Genomic DNA, 18,753 nt, shown 5'->3' with positions numbered 1-18,753 from the left:
TTATAGCATTGTACTATATTTAAATACACTAATTGTCGGTTATAAAAACTGTCAAAGTTTCGATTTTAAAGCAAGAATAATTTCATCTCAACAGGAATTGGATATTTAAGTTATAAGTTTTTAAATCTAAAAATCAAATTCTTAACTGCAACCCATATTCCTATTACCTCTAAGGATAAAAAACCGTAACTTTAAAATATTACTAAGTTTTCGCTAATTCATTAAAAGAATATTTTTTCTTTATAATAATCTAAAAAAAATTTCTGCAATCGAAAAAACATATTATATTTGCACCCGCAATGAGAGAATGATTGCGCCTTAATGGAGGAATGGCAGAGCGGTCGAATGCGGCAGTCTTGAAAACTGTTGACTGTAACAGGTCCGGGGGTTCGAATCCCTCTTCCTCCGCCAGATAAAGTCAAAAAAGTGACTTTAAAAAACAAAAAGCCTTTAAACATCACTGTTTAAAGGCTTTTTTATTTGGAAGGGTATCGAACCCTGCTTGAAAAAATGGTTACTTTTTTAGTTACCTAATCTATTTTGAGCCGTTTTTTTACCTTGGGCAACTAAAAACTGGCAGATTATGATTGGTTGCTTTTAAGTATTTTATCGATCTTGTCGCTATCGTATAAAAAAATATCTCCCAGCTTAGTGTAGGGCAGAATTCCGGTCTGTCTGTATTTTATAATAGTGTTATTGGACAGCCCAAACATTTTTTTTAAATCTTCATTTCTGTAGTATTCAGGTCTCAAAACTTTCCCTTGGCTTATTTTTAAATCAATTGCTTCCAGTCTTAAAAGTACAGGCTCTATTAATTGTTCTACTCTCATAACATAAGAGAGATTTCTTTCTTTTTTTGTCATCACTAAAAATTTAAATTTGACACTAAACTATTTTACCAGATCTTACCGGCTCTCAATTCTTCTTTTCCTATCCTGCATTGTTCTTATAAGATCTTCTAAAAATGTAATTTGCTTTTCTTTATATGTGTAGCCCTTACATTCGGAAAACTGTCTGCTGATCGACTTAATTTTCGACTGCCCGCCATCATTGCCGGCATATGTAAAATTATTTTCGAGAAAAAACTGGAACTTGCTTCTATTACTTTTTTCGTCTGCAGCATCAAAAAATAATAAACCTTCATCCATTAAAACATAAAACAGCTGGGCAAAGTCAATTTTGTTATAACAGGATTTACATTTTTCATTTGAAGAAATGGATTGCATTTTGTTTTCCCGGTCACTTACACTAATTAGATTTTCTACTAATCGGAGCCTTTCATCAAATTTTAATATAACATTTAAGTACTTTATTATCTTACCACTTTTCATTGTCTCTTAAAATTTAGTCACCATCCTATAAATGAAAATATATACTGCTGAGTTTATTTTTCTGTTTGTAATATAGATAAGATATTCTACCTATCCAGCTTGCGTATGTCCTTTATAAGACAAATATAAAAATGCATTTTGAAGTCATTTTGACAATAGTCGTTGTTTGTTTTCTTTGTCTTTCAATGGCATAATATTTATACAAATTTGTTTTCAGGTAATACCTGAACGAAGGTTGTATGTTAAAATGAAAAATGAAAAAAGATCACAGACTTATTAAAATACTGGATCATAGGAAATTTTAGCAACCTTTGTTTTATTTAACTAAAAGTTTTTCTTGGTTAGCAAGAAACTCAAATTTATGCCTACAATCTTCTGCGCTTAATCTTTCGTTTCATTCTATTGTCAAATGCCTGTTCCTCGTAATCTACTGTCTGTACCTGTGGCAGTAAACCACCCAATACGTCAAAACTGTTTTGTTCATAAGTATAGGGCATATTTTCTTTTATTAAAAAGTCAGGCGTGTTAGGCAATTGGCTTGTTTCTGTTTTCATCATAGCATCTTTTTGGGAAAAACTGCTTTTATGTATGGGATTTTCTGGTTTCTTATTATTATTCCACCAGTCGTTAAATGTATTTGCCGAGAGGTTTTTAGCCAGCTCTGATCCGTTCCATACACTGCGGGATTTGTGGTCTATAAAAGTGATTCCGTAAATACTTCCTCCAGCATTTCGTCGTACAACAATACTGATCCTTTCCTCCATTAGCTTTTTTCTCAATTCGGATTCGTTTGATGTAGTACGTATTACTGATTCGATCCTGTCTTTAACTGATTCCTTAACGGGACTATCTTTTAGTTTTATCCTGTTATGGCTGCATTGGGATTGCAGTTGTAAATAACCTGCGCTTTTGCCAAACAGCGAAGCCTTAAAAGGACTGCTTGCTTTTTCTTCCTGCTTATTCAATGCAAAATATACCAGTCCTTGTTTTGGAATGCCATTATATTCGCCGATGACTTCATGGGCAGTAATATTAAAAAGGGAAAGCACAGCATTATACGCCCCGAAAGTTTGGAACTGATAATATTTAGGCAGATAGCTCAGTATCGAAGCCATCTGGCTTTTTATATCTCCTGCCTTATAGTCAACTGGTTTGAATGCTGGGTTGTGCGCCTCTTGCTTTTTCTCTACTGCCGATATAAGACCGTATTGTTTTTCCAGTGTGCGACAGACCGCCATCGAACGTCTTTTTTCAAATTTATCGGATATTTTCCTGCCGTCTGCATCCACGCACACCGATACGATATGGATATGAGTACGGTCTATATCGGTATGTTTAAATACCACAAAAGGCTGATTTCCGTATCCCATCTGACTCATATAGTCCTGTGCCATATTCTCAAAATTAGTATCACTTACATTATCTTTCGGATCAGGATTTAAAGAGATATGAATTATCGGCTTTTCTGTTTTTCTGTTAGCCAGTAAGTGTAATTCAAAAGAACGGGAGAGCTGTTCTACGTTATAACTCCCGTCAGGGGCTTGGATTATATTTTGGGTAAACAAAACCTGTCCAGTTTCTTTTTCAACTTTTTGATAATTATAGACTAATGCTCCATACAGATTGCTTCCTCTTCCTATTTTTACTATCACTTTTTCAGGTATTTTTCTTCAAATTCCGCTGTAAGCTGGATCAGCTTTTGGCATAAAACACCTAATTCTATTGTTTCTTTTACCAATTTGTAGAGATATACCGGAGCTTTCTTTTCGGAAAAATTGCGGTGCATAATCTTCACAACCTGATTGTAATTAACCCCAACAGCACGAAACTGACCGAATAAGGCAGTTAGAAGTATGTAATAATCCATTGCTGCTTTATCAATTTTAACTGTCTTGATCCCTTTTTGAAAAATACACGCTGTAATAAAATGCGCCATTACATTCATGCCTGATGTTTCAAAAAGAGTTAGAAACCTTGCGTTCTCCTCAGCGGTAAGACTGATCGAATAGCGGTGGACGGCAGGATCTACTTTAGCATGTCTGCCTGCTTTACGGGGATTGACTGTACTTTTGTTTTCCATAAGTATTGGTACGGGTATTATTTTAAAAAAATCAAAACCAATATATTTTATTATCAGCAGTGCTGCTTGGATTTGGAAATCTTTGGAAGCATTTGGCCTGGTATGTCTCAAAAAAAAGGACGGCTATTTTCACATGTAACTTTATATTCTAATTAAAGGAACAGTAAAAAGAAAACCAAGGTAGGACGTGATGGATCAGCCTGACCAAAAGACTACGGCATAATGTTTTACTCGTGCCTCACAAAACACCCTTCGGGACTTATTCCGTTTCCTTTTACTCTGTCTGCATCCCGCCCTTTTAAATTGCTTTCTTTTTCTTTTTTCCGTTTTTCTGTTTCTTTTGAAAATATATGTATGGTTTTATTCAGGCACATAAGGCTTTAACTGAACGCTTCTTTACGTATTTGCATAAGTGCGCATTTAATTATTTGCGTAAAAGCATAGATATGTATAAGAGTAAAGCTGTAAATGCATATCTATAGCAGCACATTTCTACAGCTTCATTTGCTCACAGAGTTAGAAATAGCTGTAAATGGGTCTATACTTTTAGCCTTATGCACATAACCCAGTAAGTAAGAGCAGTTGTAAATGAGTATATAAATGTCATTATACAGATTAATGAATTGCAATTCAGAGAAAAGCAAAATTTAAAATGCTTTGGGATTTATTGGAAAGGATTGAAGTCAGAACTGCCAATACTGTTATGTTTTTTCAGCCTTATAGGTTCATTTTTTAAATTAATTATAAAACATGAAATGCCCGCTGAATTAAAAAAGGGCATCAAGCCCTTTCTATTAAATCTATTGCAATAATATTTTCGAGAGAAAATAGCAAGTTGTGTTTTGAGCTGCTTGAAATACTTTCTGCAGCTCAAAACAACTTGCCCTGCCGGGGGCTGGAAAACGCCTCCAAAGTCGGCGTTTATTAGTTATGCCGGCTAACTACTCGTCTTTCACTTTATAAACGTATCATTAGTGTATATAAAATTTCAATATCCTTTTCAGATTACAAGTACTTTAATCACATGATATTCAAAAAGTTTATTGATAGACTCTAATATTAAAAAACAAATATTTTTTGTGATTAGTATTAAGATTTTATGGGTAGTTATTTTTACGTTTAGACATTTGGGAACGATGCAAAATGGATCGTTTTTTATAAATTTTGGATCGTTTTTCATAATAATCATTAGGAGCAATTAATCTAATTTTACGCATATTAAAACTGATAAAGGGAGAATTATCAAAGAGAAGACTTTACAGATTCTCGATTATAGTATGAATTTAATCCATTATTGACAAGTTGTACTCCCAAATCGACAACAGTTTAACCGATTAATTTACAGAACTTTACATCATTAATTTTTAATTACATCGCAATGAAATTTAGCAGCCATCATAGAAATATTTTTATAGAAGTAATTTCTTTTCTATATGTTCTGCTATTTGTGTATGCGGCAATAAGTAAATTGCTCGACTTTGAAAATTTTCAGGTTCAATTAGGACAGTCGCCCCTTGTTAGTTCCTTTGCAGGAATTGTAACATGGGCTGTACCAATTATAGAACTGCTTATAACTCTATTACTGCTGTTTTCTTCAACACGATTTTTGGCCCTGTGGGCAGCATTCAGCTTAATGAACATTTTTACGGCATACATTTTCATTATTTTAAATTACAGTCCATTTGTTCCATGTTCCTGTGGAGGAATTTTAGAAAAAATGGGATGGCAGGAGCATTTGATTTTTAATATTGTTTTCATGATCCTGGCCGCAGCAGGTATTCTGATACTGGCCGGTATGATGCCAAAAGGGCATCTTATTTCAAAACCTGCTGCACTGGCCAGTGCCTTTACTTTTACAATGCTATTCAGCATCGGCATTGTCACTTTACTGTTTATTGTATCAGAAGACATAATCCATCACCGCAATAATTTTGTACGAAGATTTCCCAAACACCCAACAGCCGATAAAAAAACAATTCTGCTTTCACATGCAACCTATTATATTGCCGGTTATGATAAAGGACAGATTTATTTAGGCAATCGGACTGAACCGCTCGCCGTTACTATTTTTGACACAAGTCTTGTTGAAAAAAAGAAAATCCGTATTGATCTTCCGAAATATAATTTTTCTTATACCGTGCCACGTCTTGCTGTAAAGTCTCCCTATTTTTATTTTAGCGACGGAAACGTGCCCTGCATTTTTATTGGGGATACTGTCTCTTGGAAAGCAGAGCTTAAAATGAAAGGGAAAGCATATTTTTCTATTTTAAAACCAATTGACAATAACAAAGCAGTTATCAGGGCCATAGATTCCAAAACAAAAAACAACACACTGGGGCTCTTTACTTTTAACAGCAATACAGAATTAAAGCTGAATGGAAGTCTGTTGCAGAAGCAGGTTGACGGCATATTTGACACTGACGGATCCTTGCTTTACAATTCCCAGCTGGAGAAGATAATTTATACGTATGCCTATCGAAATGAATTCCTGATAATTGATTCTAAGCTTGGCAGTCATACTTCAGGACATACCATTGACACGACTTCCCGCGCACAGGTTTCGGTTGCCAGCATTAAGTCAAAAAACATCAAGACTCTGGCCAGACAGCCTAAACTGGTGAATAAACTCACTGCATCTTTTGGTAATTATCTTTTTGTCAATGCAGCTCTCATTGGAAAATACGAACCTGAAATTATGTGGAAACAAGCATCGATAATAGATGTATATGATCTAAAGGAAAACACCTATTCATTTAGTTTTTATGTTTACAATATAGAGGGACGGACAATGGATGAATTTGTGGTTTTGAACGACAGAATTGTTTCGCTCAATGGAAGACATCTCACAATTGAAAAATTAAAAACCAACTATTATAAGCCCTTTTACCCATCAAGATAAGATCAGCATTTATGCTTTTAAAATACACTGTACAGTCCAGGGGAAGGTCGAAAACCTGAAAAAGAGTAGACCGTTAACATTAAATTTTAATATTATGAATACTAAAGTTTTAAGACCGGCGCTTTCAATATCAGCAATAGCATTTGCTGTATTTGCGGCCTTTGCATTTTCAGCTGTCCCTGAAAAAGGAAAACTGATAGATGTTTATGGGCATAACCCTTTAGAGGATTGTGATGTTACAACAGTACAATGTAGCACCATACAAAATCCTAATGTTTGTAGAGTTAGTTCTGGAGGACAGCAATTGTTCAATATGAGCAGCCCTACTCAATGTAACGTCGAATTATACAGAAAAATCAATTAACTAATTTAAAAAAAGCAGGAGGTTTTTAATCTCCTGCTTTAGTAATTATGCTTTAAGGGATGCCGTTCGTAAGCGACTCCTTTTGTTCTTTCAGATAATAGTCAAACCAGTTCCTGGTTTTTATTGTCAGGTCTTTTTGGAGTTCAGGGGTGGCAATAGTATGCGCCTCATTCTCATAAAGAATAAAAACATTCCTTTTACCAAGTCTTCGAAGTGCCATATGAAATTCGGCAGACTGTGTCCAGAAAATCGTCGGATCTTTTTTCCCAGCCCAGCTCAGAAGCGGTGTTCTACAATTTGCCGCATTTGGAAACGGCGAATCTCGTTCGTAAGCTTTCCAATTTTCAAAAGGAGAAAACGGCATACGCCCCTGCTGCGATTCAAACCGCCATGCATTTGAACGAGGTATAGCAGCAGAATGTACAAAATAGCTGCTTATAGTGTTCATAAGTCCTGAACCGCAGACGGCTGCGGCAAAATCATCAGTCTGGGTAATGATGAACGAAGTCTCATAACCTCCAAAGGAATGGCCGATAATTCCGATATGATTTTCCTCGACAATTCCCATCTGTTTTACAATGGCCACTGCACTAAGCACACAATTAAGAGCAGATCTTCCAGGCTCTCCCAATTTATAATGTATATCCGGCAACAACACCAGATACCCATCCAGAAAATAATTAGAAGGAGTAAAACCCATCGGCCCATATTCTGTCGGTATATGATAATTATTAATTTCCTGAGACTGTCTTTCGTATATATAAACAACCATCGGATATTTCTTTCCCTTTATATAGCCTGCAGGCTTGTATAGAATCCCCTGCAGATTATTACCGTTTTGATCATCGTAAGTGATCATCTCAGCTGTTCCCCATTTGAATTTAGAGGCATGAGGATTAGACTGAAAGAGCACTTTACTTTTTTGATTTCCTGAAACGGACATTAATTTGGGGGCATTGGAAGCTGACTGTTGGATGTAAATGTACTGCTCAGTATTCTTTGCTTTTTGCATCCTGCTGTTTCCGGAATTCCCAAATACCAATTTTTCGATACTGCCCTTGGTATTCCATTTGTAATAGCCGCTGGATCCATCTATGCCCACAGCATGCAAAACCAACCCCTCGGAAAGATCAAATTTTCTGATCAGAAATTCATCTTGGCTAGGCTTTTTGATAACAGGATAGAGATCCAGACAGATTCTGTAGGTAATCTTATGCTTTCTTCCATCGGTAATCCTTCTGGCTTGTCTTGACATGATATCAATCATCCAGATGTCGTACTGGTCATACGCTATGAAATATTTATCATCAGAGGACCATCCTGGACTGCCATATGGCGAGGGCGAGCCTGCATCGTTTTGAATGCTGTCAATCATAGAGACGGGGAGATTTTCTGTTAAATTAAGATGCTGCATTTTAGCAATATCATAAGCATGCCAGTTTCCATCGCGGAGATAATGTATAAAATTTCCTTTAGGAGAGCCACCCATCATCCCTACTGCTGTTGACTGTTTCTCTAAAACCAGATTGCTAATACCCGTTTGCGTATTTTTTAAATACATGTCGGCTGGAGCATAATACTCGTACTGCGGTTCATATTTCAGCAGATTGTAACACAGCGCATGTTTTCGATCAGCGGTAAGGATTGTTTGTGGATTCTCGATTGTTCCAATTTTCAAAATTTCGCTGGTTGACGGCGTCCATATTGCCGTTTTTGGTAATCGAGATGGATCTCCAAACATTTTGTTCTGGGTATATTCCAGCGCTGTAGCAGAATCCCAAATTTCATAAGCTGCAGTTTTTTGCTCCTGTTCAGCACCGATGTAATTGAAAAATACACTTTTCCCGTCTTCTGAAAACCTCAGCACGGAACTTCCTCCGTATAGGGTTATATTTTCCGTCGCTAATATTTCTGTTTCTTTGGTGTCAAGAACAGTATTTCTACCTGATGCTGCATCATGATAGAATATCCTGTAATTTTTGGCTGTTTCCTGTGGCTCCTTAATCTCCTGAAGAAAAGAAAGAAATTTACCATTGCTGCTCCAGAATAGTTTTTTAAATCCTGCATCCTCATCCTGTGCAATAGTCTTTTGGGCAAATCCAAGTTTTGGCTTTAAAAGGCGCACTTCATAACCTGTACTTACAGCTATAGTGCCGGAATTGCCGATACTGAACTCTGCGACATCATTAAAAATATATTTTTTACAGTCGGATAACGCAATTATCGTCAAGTAATCAGATGAACCATTCTTATTTAATACAGCTAGGAAATTTTCTTCACTATTGAATTCGTGACGAATCGCATCCTTGAAATACTGTTTATTACCAGTAATAAGGTCATTCAAAACTAATCCTTGTTCCAGATCGAAAAATGTAAGCCACCTTCCCTCATTGCTAAAACGCACATCAGAACATTTAGGAAATGACAGGCGCTTAGCAGATTTTATATCCTGTACAAACAAGGTATCTACGCCGTAATCATAATGCAGATTATACGAAATCCATCTGCCGTCTGGGGATAATGTCTCTGCTTGTATAGAGCTCCATTTTGCATAGTCAGCAGCAGTTATCTGCTGTTTTTGCTTTTGTCCATACAGGGATAACGCTGTAAAAAGCAGCGTCATCCAATATCCGGATTTGAAGAAAAACGTCCGCATTTTAATAGCCTGGATTTTGTGGAAGAAGATTCTTATTCAACAGCAGTTCCGACTGCGGAAGAGGGAGTATTGTCTGTGTATCTTCCCATCCCGGTTTTATTGGATCCAGCACAGCTGCTGCTTTTCCCGTACGTTTCAGATCGAACCAGCGGTGTCCCTGTTCTGTAAAAAGTTCAAAGCGCCGTTCTTTTGCAATTGCTTCCAATAATTCTGCTTCTGTATCTGCGGCTGTATCTGCAAGACCCGCACGGTGGCGAATTTTGTTTAAGTCAGATTTGGCCTCAGATATATGTAACAAATGAGCATTCGCTTCTGCGCGAATAAGGTATTGTTCGGCTAATCGAAACAAAATAGTGTATTCCTGCGAAGAGACGGTGCCTAAAGGCTGTTTATATTTGTATGAAGAATACCAAGAGCCATTGGCATTTGATACGGTGCGGATCCACTGAATACGGCGCAGATCACCAGATTCAAAACCGGCTGTAAATGAAGCAGACAGTGACGGCTTGGAAGGCGGACCGCTTGAAAAGATAAAGGTACGCGCATCTTTAGTATTAAGCCCGGCTGTTCCAGGATGCAGTGCCCAGATTGTCGCAGTGGACTGGCGCAGAAATTCCTTTGAAAGATCATCAGTCCATATGTACTTTGGATTATTAATTACAGCTGTCGCCTTGGCTGCTGCATTTACCCAGTCTTCACGATAAAGGTATATTCTTGCTAGAAAAGCGGAGGCAGCTGCTTTGTTCACTCTGACTCTTTCTTGGGAAGGATATTCAATAGTTAATAATTTTTCGGCTTCAGTTAAGTCATCTATTATATTGCCCCACACTTGTTGTTGGGGTGTTTTTAGTACTGCTTTATTGGCGCTGTAATCCGTAGTTTTAATGTAGGGAACATCACCAAAGAGGTTTACCAGATAAAAATGAAGATACCCGCGGATAAATAATGCTTCACCTGATAATCTCGCCTTCTCATTCTCTGTTAATGACTTTGAATTCTGCAGTCCTTCAAGCATTAGATTCACAGCATAGATTTCACTGTAAGTGCTGTTCCATAATCCTGTTATTAAACCGTTTGATGGTGTAATTGTATGGTTATTGAACTGCATAATTTCGACACTTGAGCCTGTATACTGCATTTCATCAGAGTAGTTTGACAAAAGACTCGACAGTCCATTCAGCGTGCCCGCAACTATTCCTTCCTCACGAAGACGCGCATAAATGTCAGCCATAGCCGCATCAGCGGTTTTAACATTTTCAAATACAGCAGGAGTTGTCAACTGTGATTGCGGCGTATCTACTTCAGTAAAACCTTCGCAGGCTGTAAGATTGATAAATACTGCTCCAATAATTATTCTTATAATATTAAATCTTGTTTTCATGTAATGATGATTAAATTAAAAGCCAAGCTGAATGCCCATTGTAAACTGGCGCAATGGTGGAAGTGCCGAAGCAGACTGACTTTCAGGATCAGCTCCGCGAAAATCAGTGATGGTTAATAAATTTTGCCCCTGCAGGTATATCTTTCCTGTGAAGGTTTTTGACCATGCTGATGGTATTGCATACATAAGTGTCAGACTCTTTAGTCTCACAAAAGATGCATCACTAAATGCTGCATTGCTATCAATCAGATTGTAATGCCCATCGATTAATGTACCATTCTGGCCAGTAGTGTACTGCTGCGATATTGCACTGGTGCCATCGTGGGGGAAGTGATTTCCCATTTCAACAGGCTGATTTACAAATGAGCCGGGTAAGGCTGACGTGTACAGGTAATTCCTTCCGATCTGCTTTACAAACTGGAATAAAAAATCGAGTGACCAATTTTTATAAGTCAACTGGTTACTTAGACCTCCATAATATTTTGGAGAAGTATCAACGATTGTCTGACGATCGTCTTCGTAGGTTATCTGTCCGTCGCCATTAAAATCCTGAAAAGTGTAGGCCCCAGTTTGAGGATCAATACCAGTGTAATTAAAAACTTTCTTTATAAAAAGTGATTCACCTACTACGAGCTGGTTAGCATACGTGGAACTTTCAAGCCCTGGAAAAGAAACAAGCTTATTTTTTGGTACTGTAAGGTTTACTGTACTTGTCCAGGAGAAATCCCTGCCTTTAAAATTGATGGTACGGAGTTCCAGCTCCAACCCGGTATTTTCCACAGTCGCATCAAAATTTGATTGGATAGAAGAAAAACCTGTCGTCCCGGGAAGCGGCACCCCGACCAATTGATTGGATGAGCGATTTCGGAACCAAGCAGCAGCAAGGAAGATGTTATCCTTTAAGAATCCGAGTTCCAATGCGACTTCAAGTTTTTTGTTTGTCTCCCAGCCAAAATCAGGATTGTAAAGACGCGACGGTAAAAGTCCTACTACCCCGTCATACAAATAAGGAGAAACCTTATAGGTATCCAGATACTGGTAATCTCCAATCTGGTCATTGCCTGTAATACCATAACTCCCGCGAAGCTTGCCAAAACTGAGTATTGAATTGTACTGTTTGAAGATATTTTCATTAGAGAACAGCCAAGCTGTGCCAAGAGCGCCAAAATTGGCGAAACGATTATCGGGTCCAAAACGGCTTGAGCCATCACGACGACCTGTTAGGTTCACAATGTACTTTTTATGCCAGTTCATGTTCAGTCTGCCAAATAATGCATTGTAATTGTACTGCGTTACCTCATCATTCAGCACATTCACCGTATTGGCCGCAGCCAAACTATTAAGCAGGGCATCACTTGCAAATCCAAAGGCAGACTGTGCCAGTTTTGTTATTTTTTGACTCTGGAATGTTGTACCCACTAAGAAATTTAGGTCTATGCCGCCCAGGTCCTTTTGGTAGCTTAACTGCGGTTCGAAAATATACGATCTGCCCGTTCCGCTAGACACAAATAGAGTTGATTCATGTTCACTTGTATCATAGGGGCTGTAAATGCTTAGCGGGCTGGTTACGTTTTGCGACAGTCTGGTATCGTTGTAACCTATGCTGGCTTTAGCCTCAAGACCCGGTAGCAGATTATAACACAATAATACATTTGCAATAAGGTTCTGGCTTGTGGTAAGATATGTTCCATTTAGAAATGACAATGGATTGATAAATGTGCCATTTTCCCAGTTTAGACTGCCATCATTTTTATAAAGCTCCGGTGCGTTTGGAGCCAGAGTATAAGCCCGCGAGGTTAAATCCCTGCCTGGCAGTGCATTTTTATCCCCCGAATAGGTGGCTGAAAAATTAAGGATAAAGCGTTTATCATCGGATTGGTGTGAAATATTGCTGTTTATTGAGCCCTTTCCATAATGAAAATCACCTGGAAATACAGTTGTTTCTTTGTGATAAGTTCCGCTTAAGAGAAATTGTGTATTTTTATTACCACCGGAAATTGATGTCTGAATACTTTGAATGTAAGACGTGCCTCCAATTAATTCCTTCTGCCAGTCCGTATTGCGATTTTGATCCCAAGTGCCGTTAATATCGTAAGCACCTTCAGGATATTCAGTGATGCCATCATTAGCAAAAGCTTCTGCGCGCATATCCAGATACTGGTTTGTCTGCATTAAATCCATTTTTCTTGCCACTTTGCCAACGGTAGTAAATGCATTGAAATTAAAACGCGTCTCTCCTGATCTGCCTTTTTTTGTTGTTATCAGTACCACACCATTTGCACCTCGAGAACCATAAATTGCCGTCGCATCCGCATCTTTCAATACTTCAATACTTTCTATATCGGATACATTTAAATTGTTCAGCGGATTTGTAACACCGGAAATAGCGGATGCCGAAACAGTAGGATCTCCCAACGACTGTGATGAATATGGAACTCCGTTGACAATATACAATGGATCATTGCCGTCTCCGCGAATACTGTTAAGACCGCGGATCTGAATATTAAAGCCTCCACCCGGAAGTCCTGTGTTTTGAGTAATGTTTACTCCAGCCATACGTCCCTGCATTGCCGCTAATGGATTGTTGACAGGCTGTTTTTCAATATCCGTCGCTTTAATTTTCGCGATACTGCCAGTGCGTTCTTTTTCTTTAACAGAATAATAGCCTGTATTGACACGAACTTCCTGAAGATTAGTAGAGTCATAGTAGAGTGAAATGTCTACTTTTTTCCTTCCTGCAAGTGGAACCAAAGCCGTTTTAAATCCGATGAATGAAACAACTAAGGTATCATAAGGAGCAGCAGAAATAGAAAACTGCCCGCTGTAATCAGATATTACATTATTATTGGATTTGTTTTTTACCGCTATTGTAACACCTGGCAAAGGAGAACTTCCATCAGTTACAGTGCCCTCTATCTGGTGTTGTTGTAATAATTTATAGAGATGCCGCTTTGAGTTTGCAGCAAGAGAGGATAAGAAAGACGTACACAGCCAGATAAAAATTAGGCAATAAAGAGCTTTCCTATCCTTGTAAAATGAAAAATTATTCATAATATTGGATTGGTTAGTTAAACGTTGGTTTGATTGACTATGGTTCTCTATACTAGTTTGGTCGCTGTGATAGAGGGCCATTTTTTATTTTATTGTAGCTCTAATTGAGCTTTCAATTCAGATTAAAAGTTTGTTATCTCATGGGCATAAACAATTTTATCGTTTTAATGGTTTAAAAATAATAAGGGTATGATTTTTCAGCCCGTAATTATTGCAAGGCATAGAATCGATAAGTAATAACCCAGCACTTCCTTTTACTAATTCAACGGTAATAACAGTAACGGGCTGGGTATTACAAATAATAAATCAACAGCTACACCATATTCAATCTATTTATAGGTTAGACAAAAGGGGTTTCTTTAATATCTGAGAAGATTACTTTGAGAAGTTGAGGTAAAGCTAAAAAAGAGGCGCGGAACTCAGCTTATCGTATCAAAGGCACTGGCGGCACCCTACCACAAATAAGTGAGCCCACGCCATAAAGCGTGAGCATCTTACTTATCGTCTCGTGGTATGTAAAACGCCAGTTTTTTGATACGAGATTCAAAGCGAATGCTTCAAATATTTTATATGAAGAATCGCAAATTTAATAAATGATATTTAATTTTTTTTAGATAAATATCAAATCTTAATTCAAAGATATAAAATATTATTTGTAATCCAAGTGGCTTACATGATATTATGAAAAATTTTCAAAATTGCAGTATGGCAGAATTGACTAAAGAAGATATTATACTAAAGATAAAAATTGCAGAAAGAATCCAGTTTTTAAGACTAAAAACAGGGCTTTCTCAAACAGATTTTGCTGAAAAATATCATATAGATAGACAGATTATAAATAGATGGGAGAGTTTAAAAAATAAGAGAGGTGTTACGATATATACTATCCAAAAATTTTGCACAATGCTAAATATAACATTAAAAGATTTTTTCGATGATGAAACTTTTAATTAAAATACAAAGATGCTTCGGCATCTTTTTTTATGTTCATTAAAAAACTAAAAACAGGTAATTATACTCGACTTTGCTATCAATTAAAAAGCTAATTTTCAGGAATTATGATTGGTTTACATTTTAGTAATTAAAAAAAAGTTATTATGGCAAAATACAAAATATCTGGAATTTGGAAGGATGCTAACAATGTTATTACTGATTATGCTTTTCATACAGAAGGAGAAACAACAATTTCGAGAGCTATTAAAAAAAGCAAAGCACAGGCGATAGCTCTTTTAGAAATAAACGGTAACAGTGCCGTCACATGGTTGTGGGATTATTCTAATGCGAAATGGAAAGTGGGTGAAACAGTACAGGTTGTAAATGGAAGTAATGGAAAGTATTTAAGGTCAAATCCAGATAATAAATTAACAGACAATTTGGAGCATTTAATTGACTTTGATTGGATTGCACCATGATTTTTTTTTATGTAATAAACGTAATTAAAGATGCTGTTTTAGCATCTTTTTTTTTGTAGATAAAAAGAAATAAAAACAGGTATTTATACGGTGCTCTTTTCATACTTAAAAGGATTATTTTACAAATTATTTATTAGCTCAGATTATGGAAAACCGTAAAGTAAAAATTAGACGGTTTTGTAAGTTTGATAAAAAAGGGCTAGGGTACAAAGGGAGACGAAATTAGATTTATTTATGCCATTATATGATAGATATAGATAAGCTATTCCTAATGCTAAAAAAATCGAAGAATTAAATAACCTGTTATAACAAATGAAAAATATTATATTCATAGGAGGAATTCACGGAAGTGGAAAAGGAACAATCTGCGAAACTCTTAAAAACAAGATTGATCTAATACATTTAACCGCTAGCGAAGTTTTAAATTGGAACGAATTAAGTACCCAAGAAGAAAAATTAGTAACAAATATCAAAGAAACTCAAAATAGACTTGTAATCAACCTAAATAAAATAGTTGAAGAAAATAAAACATATTTATTAGACGGTCATTATTGCTTGTTAAACAAAGATGGAAAACCTGAAAAAATTCCTATCCAAACTTTTAAAGATATTAATCCCAAAAAATTAATTCTTGTTATTGCTAATCCAGAAACAATTAAAAAACGTCTTGAGAAAAGGGATGCAAAGACATATGATATTAATATAATTGGGGAATTTCAAAATCTAGAAATAAACTTTGCAACAGAAATAAGCGAGATATTAGAAATCTCACTTCATATAATAAATAGTGAACAATTTGAAATAGAAACCCTTTTATATTTTTTGAAATGAGAATACTTTTAGATACTAATATTATTGTACATAGAGAGGCGAGTAAAATATATAACCAAGATATTGGATTATTATTTAATTGGCTTGACAAAATGCATTTTGAAAAATGCGTTCATCCAGTATCGATTGATGAAATTTCAACTTATAAAGATGAGGATGTAGTCAATACAATGAGAGTTAAAATTGAAAACTATAATGTATTAAAAACTATTTCTCCAGATTCGGAATTAATTACAAAATTAAGATTAAATGACAAATCAGTTAATGACACGAACGACACTTCAATCTTAAATGAATTAGCAAACAATCGGGTAAAGTACCTAATAACAGAAGATAAAGGTCTTCATAGGAAAGCAAAAGAACTAGGTATTTCTGACAAAGTCTATAAAATAGACTCTTTTATTGAGAAATTAGTTTTTGAAAATCCAGGTCTTTCCGATTACAAAGTACTTTCAGTTAAGAAAGAATACTTTGGAAATATAAATCTTAAAGATGATTTTTTCAATTCTTTTAAAGAAGATTATGCTGAATTTGAGAAGTGGTTTAATTCAAAAGCAGATAAGGAATGCTATATTTGTTTAGTAGAAAACGAAGTAAAAGCATTTTTATTTTTAAAGATAGAAAATTCAGATGAGAACTACAGAGATATAATTCCTGCTTTCTCATCAAAGAAAAGATTAAAAATTGGAACATTCAAAGTAATATCTACAGGTTATAAGTTAGGCGAAAGATTCTTAAAGGTAATTTTTGATAATGCGTTAGTAAATAAAGTTGATGAGATATATGTTACAATTTTTGATAAAAGAGAAGAACAACAAAGATTAGTTAGTCTATTAGAGGAATGGGGCTTCAAATATTGGGGAACAAAAGATACAAAGAATGGAATTGAAAATGTTTATGTGAGGGATTTTTCAAAAACGATATTAGAAAATCCAAGAGAATGTTTTCCTTTCATTGACCGAAAATCACGAGTATTTATAAATCCTATATGGCCTGATTATCATACAGAATTATTTCCCGATTCAATACTTAATAATGAATCCCCACAGGATTACATAGAAAATGAACCACATAGAAATGCTTTAAAGAAAGTTTATATCTCTCGATCTTACACTAGAGATTTGAAACCCGGAGATATAATTTTATTTTATAGAACTGGTGGTAGATATGCAGGAGTTTTATCTACAATTGGTGTTGTTGAAAATGTGATATTAAACATAGCAAATGAAGAAGATTTTATCAGATTATGTAGAAAACGAAGCGTATTTGATGATAACGAATTGAAAAAATGGTGGAATTATAATAGATACAACAGGCCTTTTATTGTAAATTTTCTCTACGTTGATTCATTTCCAAAACCAAAAATTAATTTAGATAAATTAATTGAATTAGGAATTATAAAATCAATTAATGATGTACCAAGAGGTTTCGTTCAAATTGAAAAGACTAAATTTGAGGAATTTTTAAAAGAAGCAAAAGCAAATGAAAGTTATATTGTCGATTAAACCTTACTATGCAGAAAAAATCCTAAATGGAGAAAAGACATATGAACTTAGAAAATCAATATTTAAAGTTCCTAATATAAAAACTGTGATTATATATGCGTCTTCTCCAATTAGTAGAATAATTGGAGAATTTGAAATTGATGGAATAATTCACGAAGAAATTACAACACTTTGGAAAAAAACTAAAGAATTTAATGCTGTTGATAAAAGTTTTTTTGATGAATATTTTGCAAATAAAGAAAAAGGATACGCTATAAAGATCAAGAACTTTAAACGATATAATAAAACCTATAATATTATGGAAAAATATGGCTTAACAGCTCCACAATCATTTTCCTATACTGATAAATAAAAAGCACTAGGCATAAGAGCCGTTAGCTGTAATTTTTAACCTTTTCAATATGATAACCTTCGATCCAAATGTATGGGGAACAATAGCCGACTGGTTTATGGTCGGGGTAACAACAATTACTGCTTATTATTTATACCAAACACTTAATTCTCAAAAAGAGGTTCAAGAAACACAAAACAAGATGTTTCAAATCGAAAGCTTAAAATTTAAAGAAAGTGTGAAACCTTTATTCAGTTATAAAATTTCGACAGAGAATTTTTTAACGGATCCTAAATATCATAAAATCATAACTATTGAAATCAGTAATGAATCAAATAGTATGGCGAAAGAAATTAAAATAAATTTTGAAGAACGTCAAAATATTAAGAGGATAATGGTCCCCCAAAACTATCTCCCATCTCCTTTAAAAACTTTGAATAAAAATGAAAAACCATATCTTTTACATTTTTTAATTGTTGAAGCACCAATTAGTGTTGAATTTATAAAATTTGAAGTAACATATCAAGACATATCAACAAACAAATATTGTCAAAACGTTGTTTGCATTTATGAAGAAGAAATATCAATAATTAAAAACCCGCCACAAATAATTGAATAATAACTACTGCTGACAGGTGTATGACGAGGTTGCGAATTTTGTGCTAAATTCACGTTTTCTTTTCGCAAGAAATTTTGTCTCTAATTACTCTCTATATATCATAATCCTTTTCGATTGTAGAATAAAAAAGTATGCCTTTAGCATTTAACGTTTTTGGTATATTATCTTCTTCACTGACGAATGTCAAATTGCATCAACTAAAGACAGAAGATGCCTCTTTAATTCTTTTAGATTTACCTTTTGAAATTTTTACACTTGAAAATTGTCTGTCTATTAACTCCCTAAATAAATAT

Annotated in this window: 15 protein-coding genes and 1 tRNA gene; 9 read left to right on the top strand and 7 right to left on the bottom strand. The window is 35.3% G+C overall.

Annotation, left to right across the window (positions count from 1 at the left end):
• Nucleotides 1-323: 323 nt before the first annotated feature.
• Nucleotides 324-411, top strand: a tRNA-Ser gene (locus FLA105534_RS16965).
• 170 nt (nucleotides 412-581) lie between these two features.
• Here the strand turns inward: FLA105534_RS16965 and FLA105534_RS16960 are convergent.
• The 4 genes from FLA105534_RS16960 to mobA form a co-directional block, all read right to left on the bottom strand.
• Nucleotides 582-863: a MerR family transcriptional regulator gene (locus tag FLA105534_RS16960; RefSeq protein WP_173967282.1), complete on the bottom strand. Its 282-nt coding sequence runs from the start codon at nucleotides 861-863 to the stop codon at nucleotides 582-584.
• 42 nt (nucleotides 864-905) lie between these two features.
• Nucleotides 906-1,331 (bottom strand): hypothetical protein, encoded by a 426-nt coding sequence (locus FLA105534_RS16955; RefSeq protein ID WP_173967281.1) that lies wholly within the window; start codon nucleotides 1,329-1,331, stop codon nucleotides 906-908.
• Nucleotides 1,332-1,696: 365 nt separating this feature from the next.
• Nucleotides 1,697-2,983, bottom strand: coding sequence for a conjugal transfer protein MobB (mobB, locus tag FLA105534_RS16950; RefSeq protein ID WP_173967280.1), 1,287 nt, complete (start codon nucleotides 2,981-2,983; stop codon nucleotides 1,697-1,699).
• Entirely contained in the window at nucleotides 2,980-3,411 is a 432-nt protein-coding gene (gene mobA, locus FLA105534_RS16945) for a conjugal transfer protein MobA (RefSeq protein ID WP_173967279.1), read from the bottom strand. The genes mobB and mobA overlap by 4 nt, the downstream gene beginning before the upstream one ends.
• 1,378 nt (nucleotides 3,412-4,789) lie before the next feature.
• Here mobA and FLA105534_RS16940 point away from each other — a divergent pair.
• Both FLA105534_RS16940 and FLA105534_RS16935 read left to right on the top strand, forming a co-directional pair.
• The gene (locus FLA105534_RS16940; protein ID WP_173967278.1) at nucleotides 4,790-6,310 is read left to right on the top strand and encodes a MauE/DoxX family redox-associated membrane protein; all 1,521 of its coding nucleotides are present in this window, start codon (nucleotides 4,790-4,792) and stop codon (nucleotides 6,308-6,310) included.
• Between the two features lie 94 nt (nucleotides 6,311-6,404).
• Nucleotides 6,405-6,674, top strand: a complete 270-nt coding sequence (locus FLA105534_RS16935) for a hypothetical protein (RefSeq protein ID WP_173967277.1) — start codon at nucleotides 6,405-6,407, stop codon at nucleotides 6,672-6,674.
• A gap of 52 nt (nucleotides 6,675-6,726) precedes the next feature.
• On the opposite strand, the gene FLA105534_RS16930 is transcribed toward FLA105534_RS16935, so the two are convergent.
• The 3 genes from FLA105534_RS16930 to FLA105534_RS16920 all read right to left on the bottom strand — a co-directional run bounded on the left by FLA105534_RS16930 (nucleotide 6,727) and on the right by FLA105534_RS16920 (nucleotide 13,762).
• Nucleotides 6,727-8,904 (bottom strand): alpha/beta hydrolase family protein, encoded by a 2,178-nt coding sequence (locus tag FLA105534_RS16930; RefSeq protein WP_173967276.1) that lies wholly within the window; start codon nucleotides 8,902-8,904, stop codon nucleotides 6,727-6,729.
• A 427-nt stretch (nucleotides 8,905-9,331) separates the two neighbouring features.
• On the bottom strand, nucleotides 9,332-10,711 hold the full coding sequence (locus FLA105534_RS16925; protein ID WP_173967275.1) for a RagB/SusD family nutrient uptake outer membrane protein: 1,380 nt from the start codon (nucleotides 10,709-10,711) through the stop codon (nucleotides 9,332-9,334).
• Between the two features lie 15 nt (nucleotides 10,712-10,726).
• Nucleotides 10,727-13,762, bottom strand: coding sequence for a SusC/RagA family TonB-linked outer membrane protein (locus FLA105534_RS16920; RefSeq protein WP_173967274.1), 3,036 nt, complete (start codon nucleotides 13,760-13,762; stop codon nucleotides 10,727-10,729).
• A gap of 705 nt (nucleotides 13,763-14,467) precedes the next feature.
• Between FLA105534_RS16920 and FLA105534_RS16915 the strand changes: the two genes are divergently transcribed.
• The 6 genes from FLA105534_RS16915 to FLA105534_RS16890 all read left to right on the top strand — a co-directional run bounded on the left by FLA105534_RS16915 (nucleotide 14,468) and on the right by FLA105534_RS16890 (nucleotide 18,460).
• Nucleotides 14,468-14,716, top strand: coding sequence for a helix-turn-helix domain-containing protein (locus FLA105534_RS16915; protein ID WP_173967283.1), 249 nt, complete (start codon nucleotides 14,468-14,470; stop codon nucleotides 14,714-14,716).
• A gap of 143 nt (nucleotides 14,717-14,859) precedes the next feature.
• The gene (locus tag FLA105534_RS16910; protein WP_173967273.1) at nucleotides 14,860-15,174 is read left to right on the top strand and encodes a DUF3892 domain-containing protein; all 315 of its coding nucleotides are present in this window, start codon (nucleotides 14,860-14,862) and stop codon (nucleotides 15,172-15,174) included.
• Between the two features lie 312 nt (nucleotides 15,175-15,486).
• On the top strand, nucleotides 15,487-16,005 hold the full coding sequence (locus FLA105534_RS16905; protein WP_173967272.1) for an ATP-binding protein: 519 nt from the start codon (nucleotides 15,487-15,489) through the stop codon (nucleotides 16,003-16,005).
• Nucleotides 16,002-17,510: a PIN domain-containing protein gene (locus FLA105534_RS16900; protein WP_173967271.1), complete on the top strand. Its 1,509-nt coding sequence runs from the start codon at nucleotides 16,002-16,004 to the stop codon at nucleotides 17,508-17,510. The genes FLA105534_RS16905 and FLA105534_RS16900 overlap by 4 nt, the downstream gene beginning before the upstream one ends.
• Nucleotides 17,488-17,862, top strand: a complete 375-nt coding sequence (locus FLA105534_RS16895; RefSeq protein ID WP_100430327.1) for an ASCH domain-containing protein — start codon at nucleotides 17,488-17,490, stop codon at nucleotides 17,860-17,862. The genes FLA105534_RS16900 and FLA105534_RS16895 overlap by 23 nt, the downstream gene beginning before the upstream one ends.
• 49 nt (nucleotides 17,863-17,911) lie before the next feature.
• Complete coding sequence (locus FLA105534_RS16890) at nucleotides 17,912-18,460, top strand: hypothetical protein (RefSeq protein WP_173967270.1); 549 nt, start codon at nucleotides 17,912-17,914, stop codon at nucleotides 18,458-18,460.
• Nucleotides 18,461-18,753: the final 293 nt, after the last annotated feature.

The organism is Flavobacterium collinsii, assembly GCF_902804485.1.
GTDB classification, from domain to species: domain Bacteria; phylum Bacteroidota; class Bacteroidia; order Flavobacteriales; family Flavobacteriaceae; genus Flavobacterium; species Flavobacterium collinsii.
This window is presented reverse-complemented; position numbering and strand designations above follow the sequence as displayed.

Excerpts from the sequence above, each read along its gene's own strand:
- FLA105534_RS16960 (WP_173967282.1), bottom strand. The coding sequence starts at position 863 with ATGACAAAAAAAGAAAGAAATCTCTCTTATGTTATGAGAGTAGAACAA.
- FLA105534_RS16955 (WP_173967281.1), bottom strand. The coding sequence starts at position 1,331 with ATGAAAAGTGGTAAGATAATAAAGTACTTAAATGTTATATTAAAATTT.
- mobA (WP_173967279.1), bottom strand. The coding sequence starts at position 3,411 with ATGGAAAACAAAAGTACAGTCAATCCCCGTAAAGCAGGCAGACATGCT.
- FLA105534_RS16940 (WP_173967278.1), top strand. The coding sequence starts at position 4,790 with ATGAAATTTAGCAGCCATCATAGAAATATTTTTATAGAAGTAATTTCT.
- FLA105534_RS16935 (WP_173967277.1), top strand. The coding sequence starts at position 6,405 with ATGAATACTAAAGTTTTAAGACCGGCGCTTTCAATATCAGCAATAGCA.
- FLA105534_RS16925 (WP_173967275.1), bottom strand. The coding sequence starts at position 10,711 with ATGAAAACAAGATTTAATATTATAAGAATAATTATTGGAGCAGTATTT.
- FLA105534_RS16920 (WP_173967274.1), bottom strand. The coding sequence starts at position 13,762 with ATGAATAATTTTTCATTTTACAAGGATAGGAAAGCTCTTTATTGCCTA.
- FLA105534_RS16915 (WP_173967283.1), top strand. The coding sequence starts at position 14,468 with ATGGCAGAATTGACTAAAGAAGATATTATACTAAAGATAAAAATTGCA.
- FLA105534_RS16910 (WP_173967273.1), top strand. The coding sequence starts at position 14,860 with ATGGCAAAATACAAAATATCTGGAATTTGGAAGGATGCTAACAATGTT.
- FLA105534_RS16905 (WP_173967272.1), top strand. The coding sequence starts at position 15,487 with ATGAAAAATATTATATTCATAGGAGGAATTCACGGAAGTGGAAAAGGA.
- FLA105534_RS16900 (WP_173967271.1), top strand. The coding sequence starts at position 16,002 with ATGAGAATACTTTTAGATACTAATATTATTGTACATAGAGAGGCGAGT.
- FLA105534_RS16895 (WP_100430327.1), top strand. The coding sequence starts at position 17,488 with ATGAAAGTTATATTGTCGATTAAACCTTACTATGCAGAAAAAATCCTA.
- FLA105534_RS16890 (WP_173967270.1), top strand. The coding sequence starts at position 17,912 with ATGATAACCTTCGATCCAAATGTATGGGGAACAATAGCCGACTGGTTT.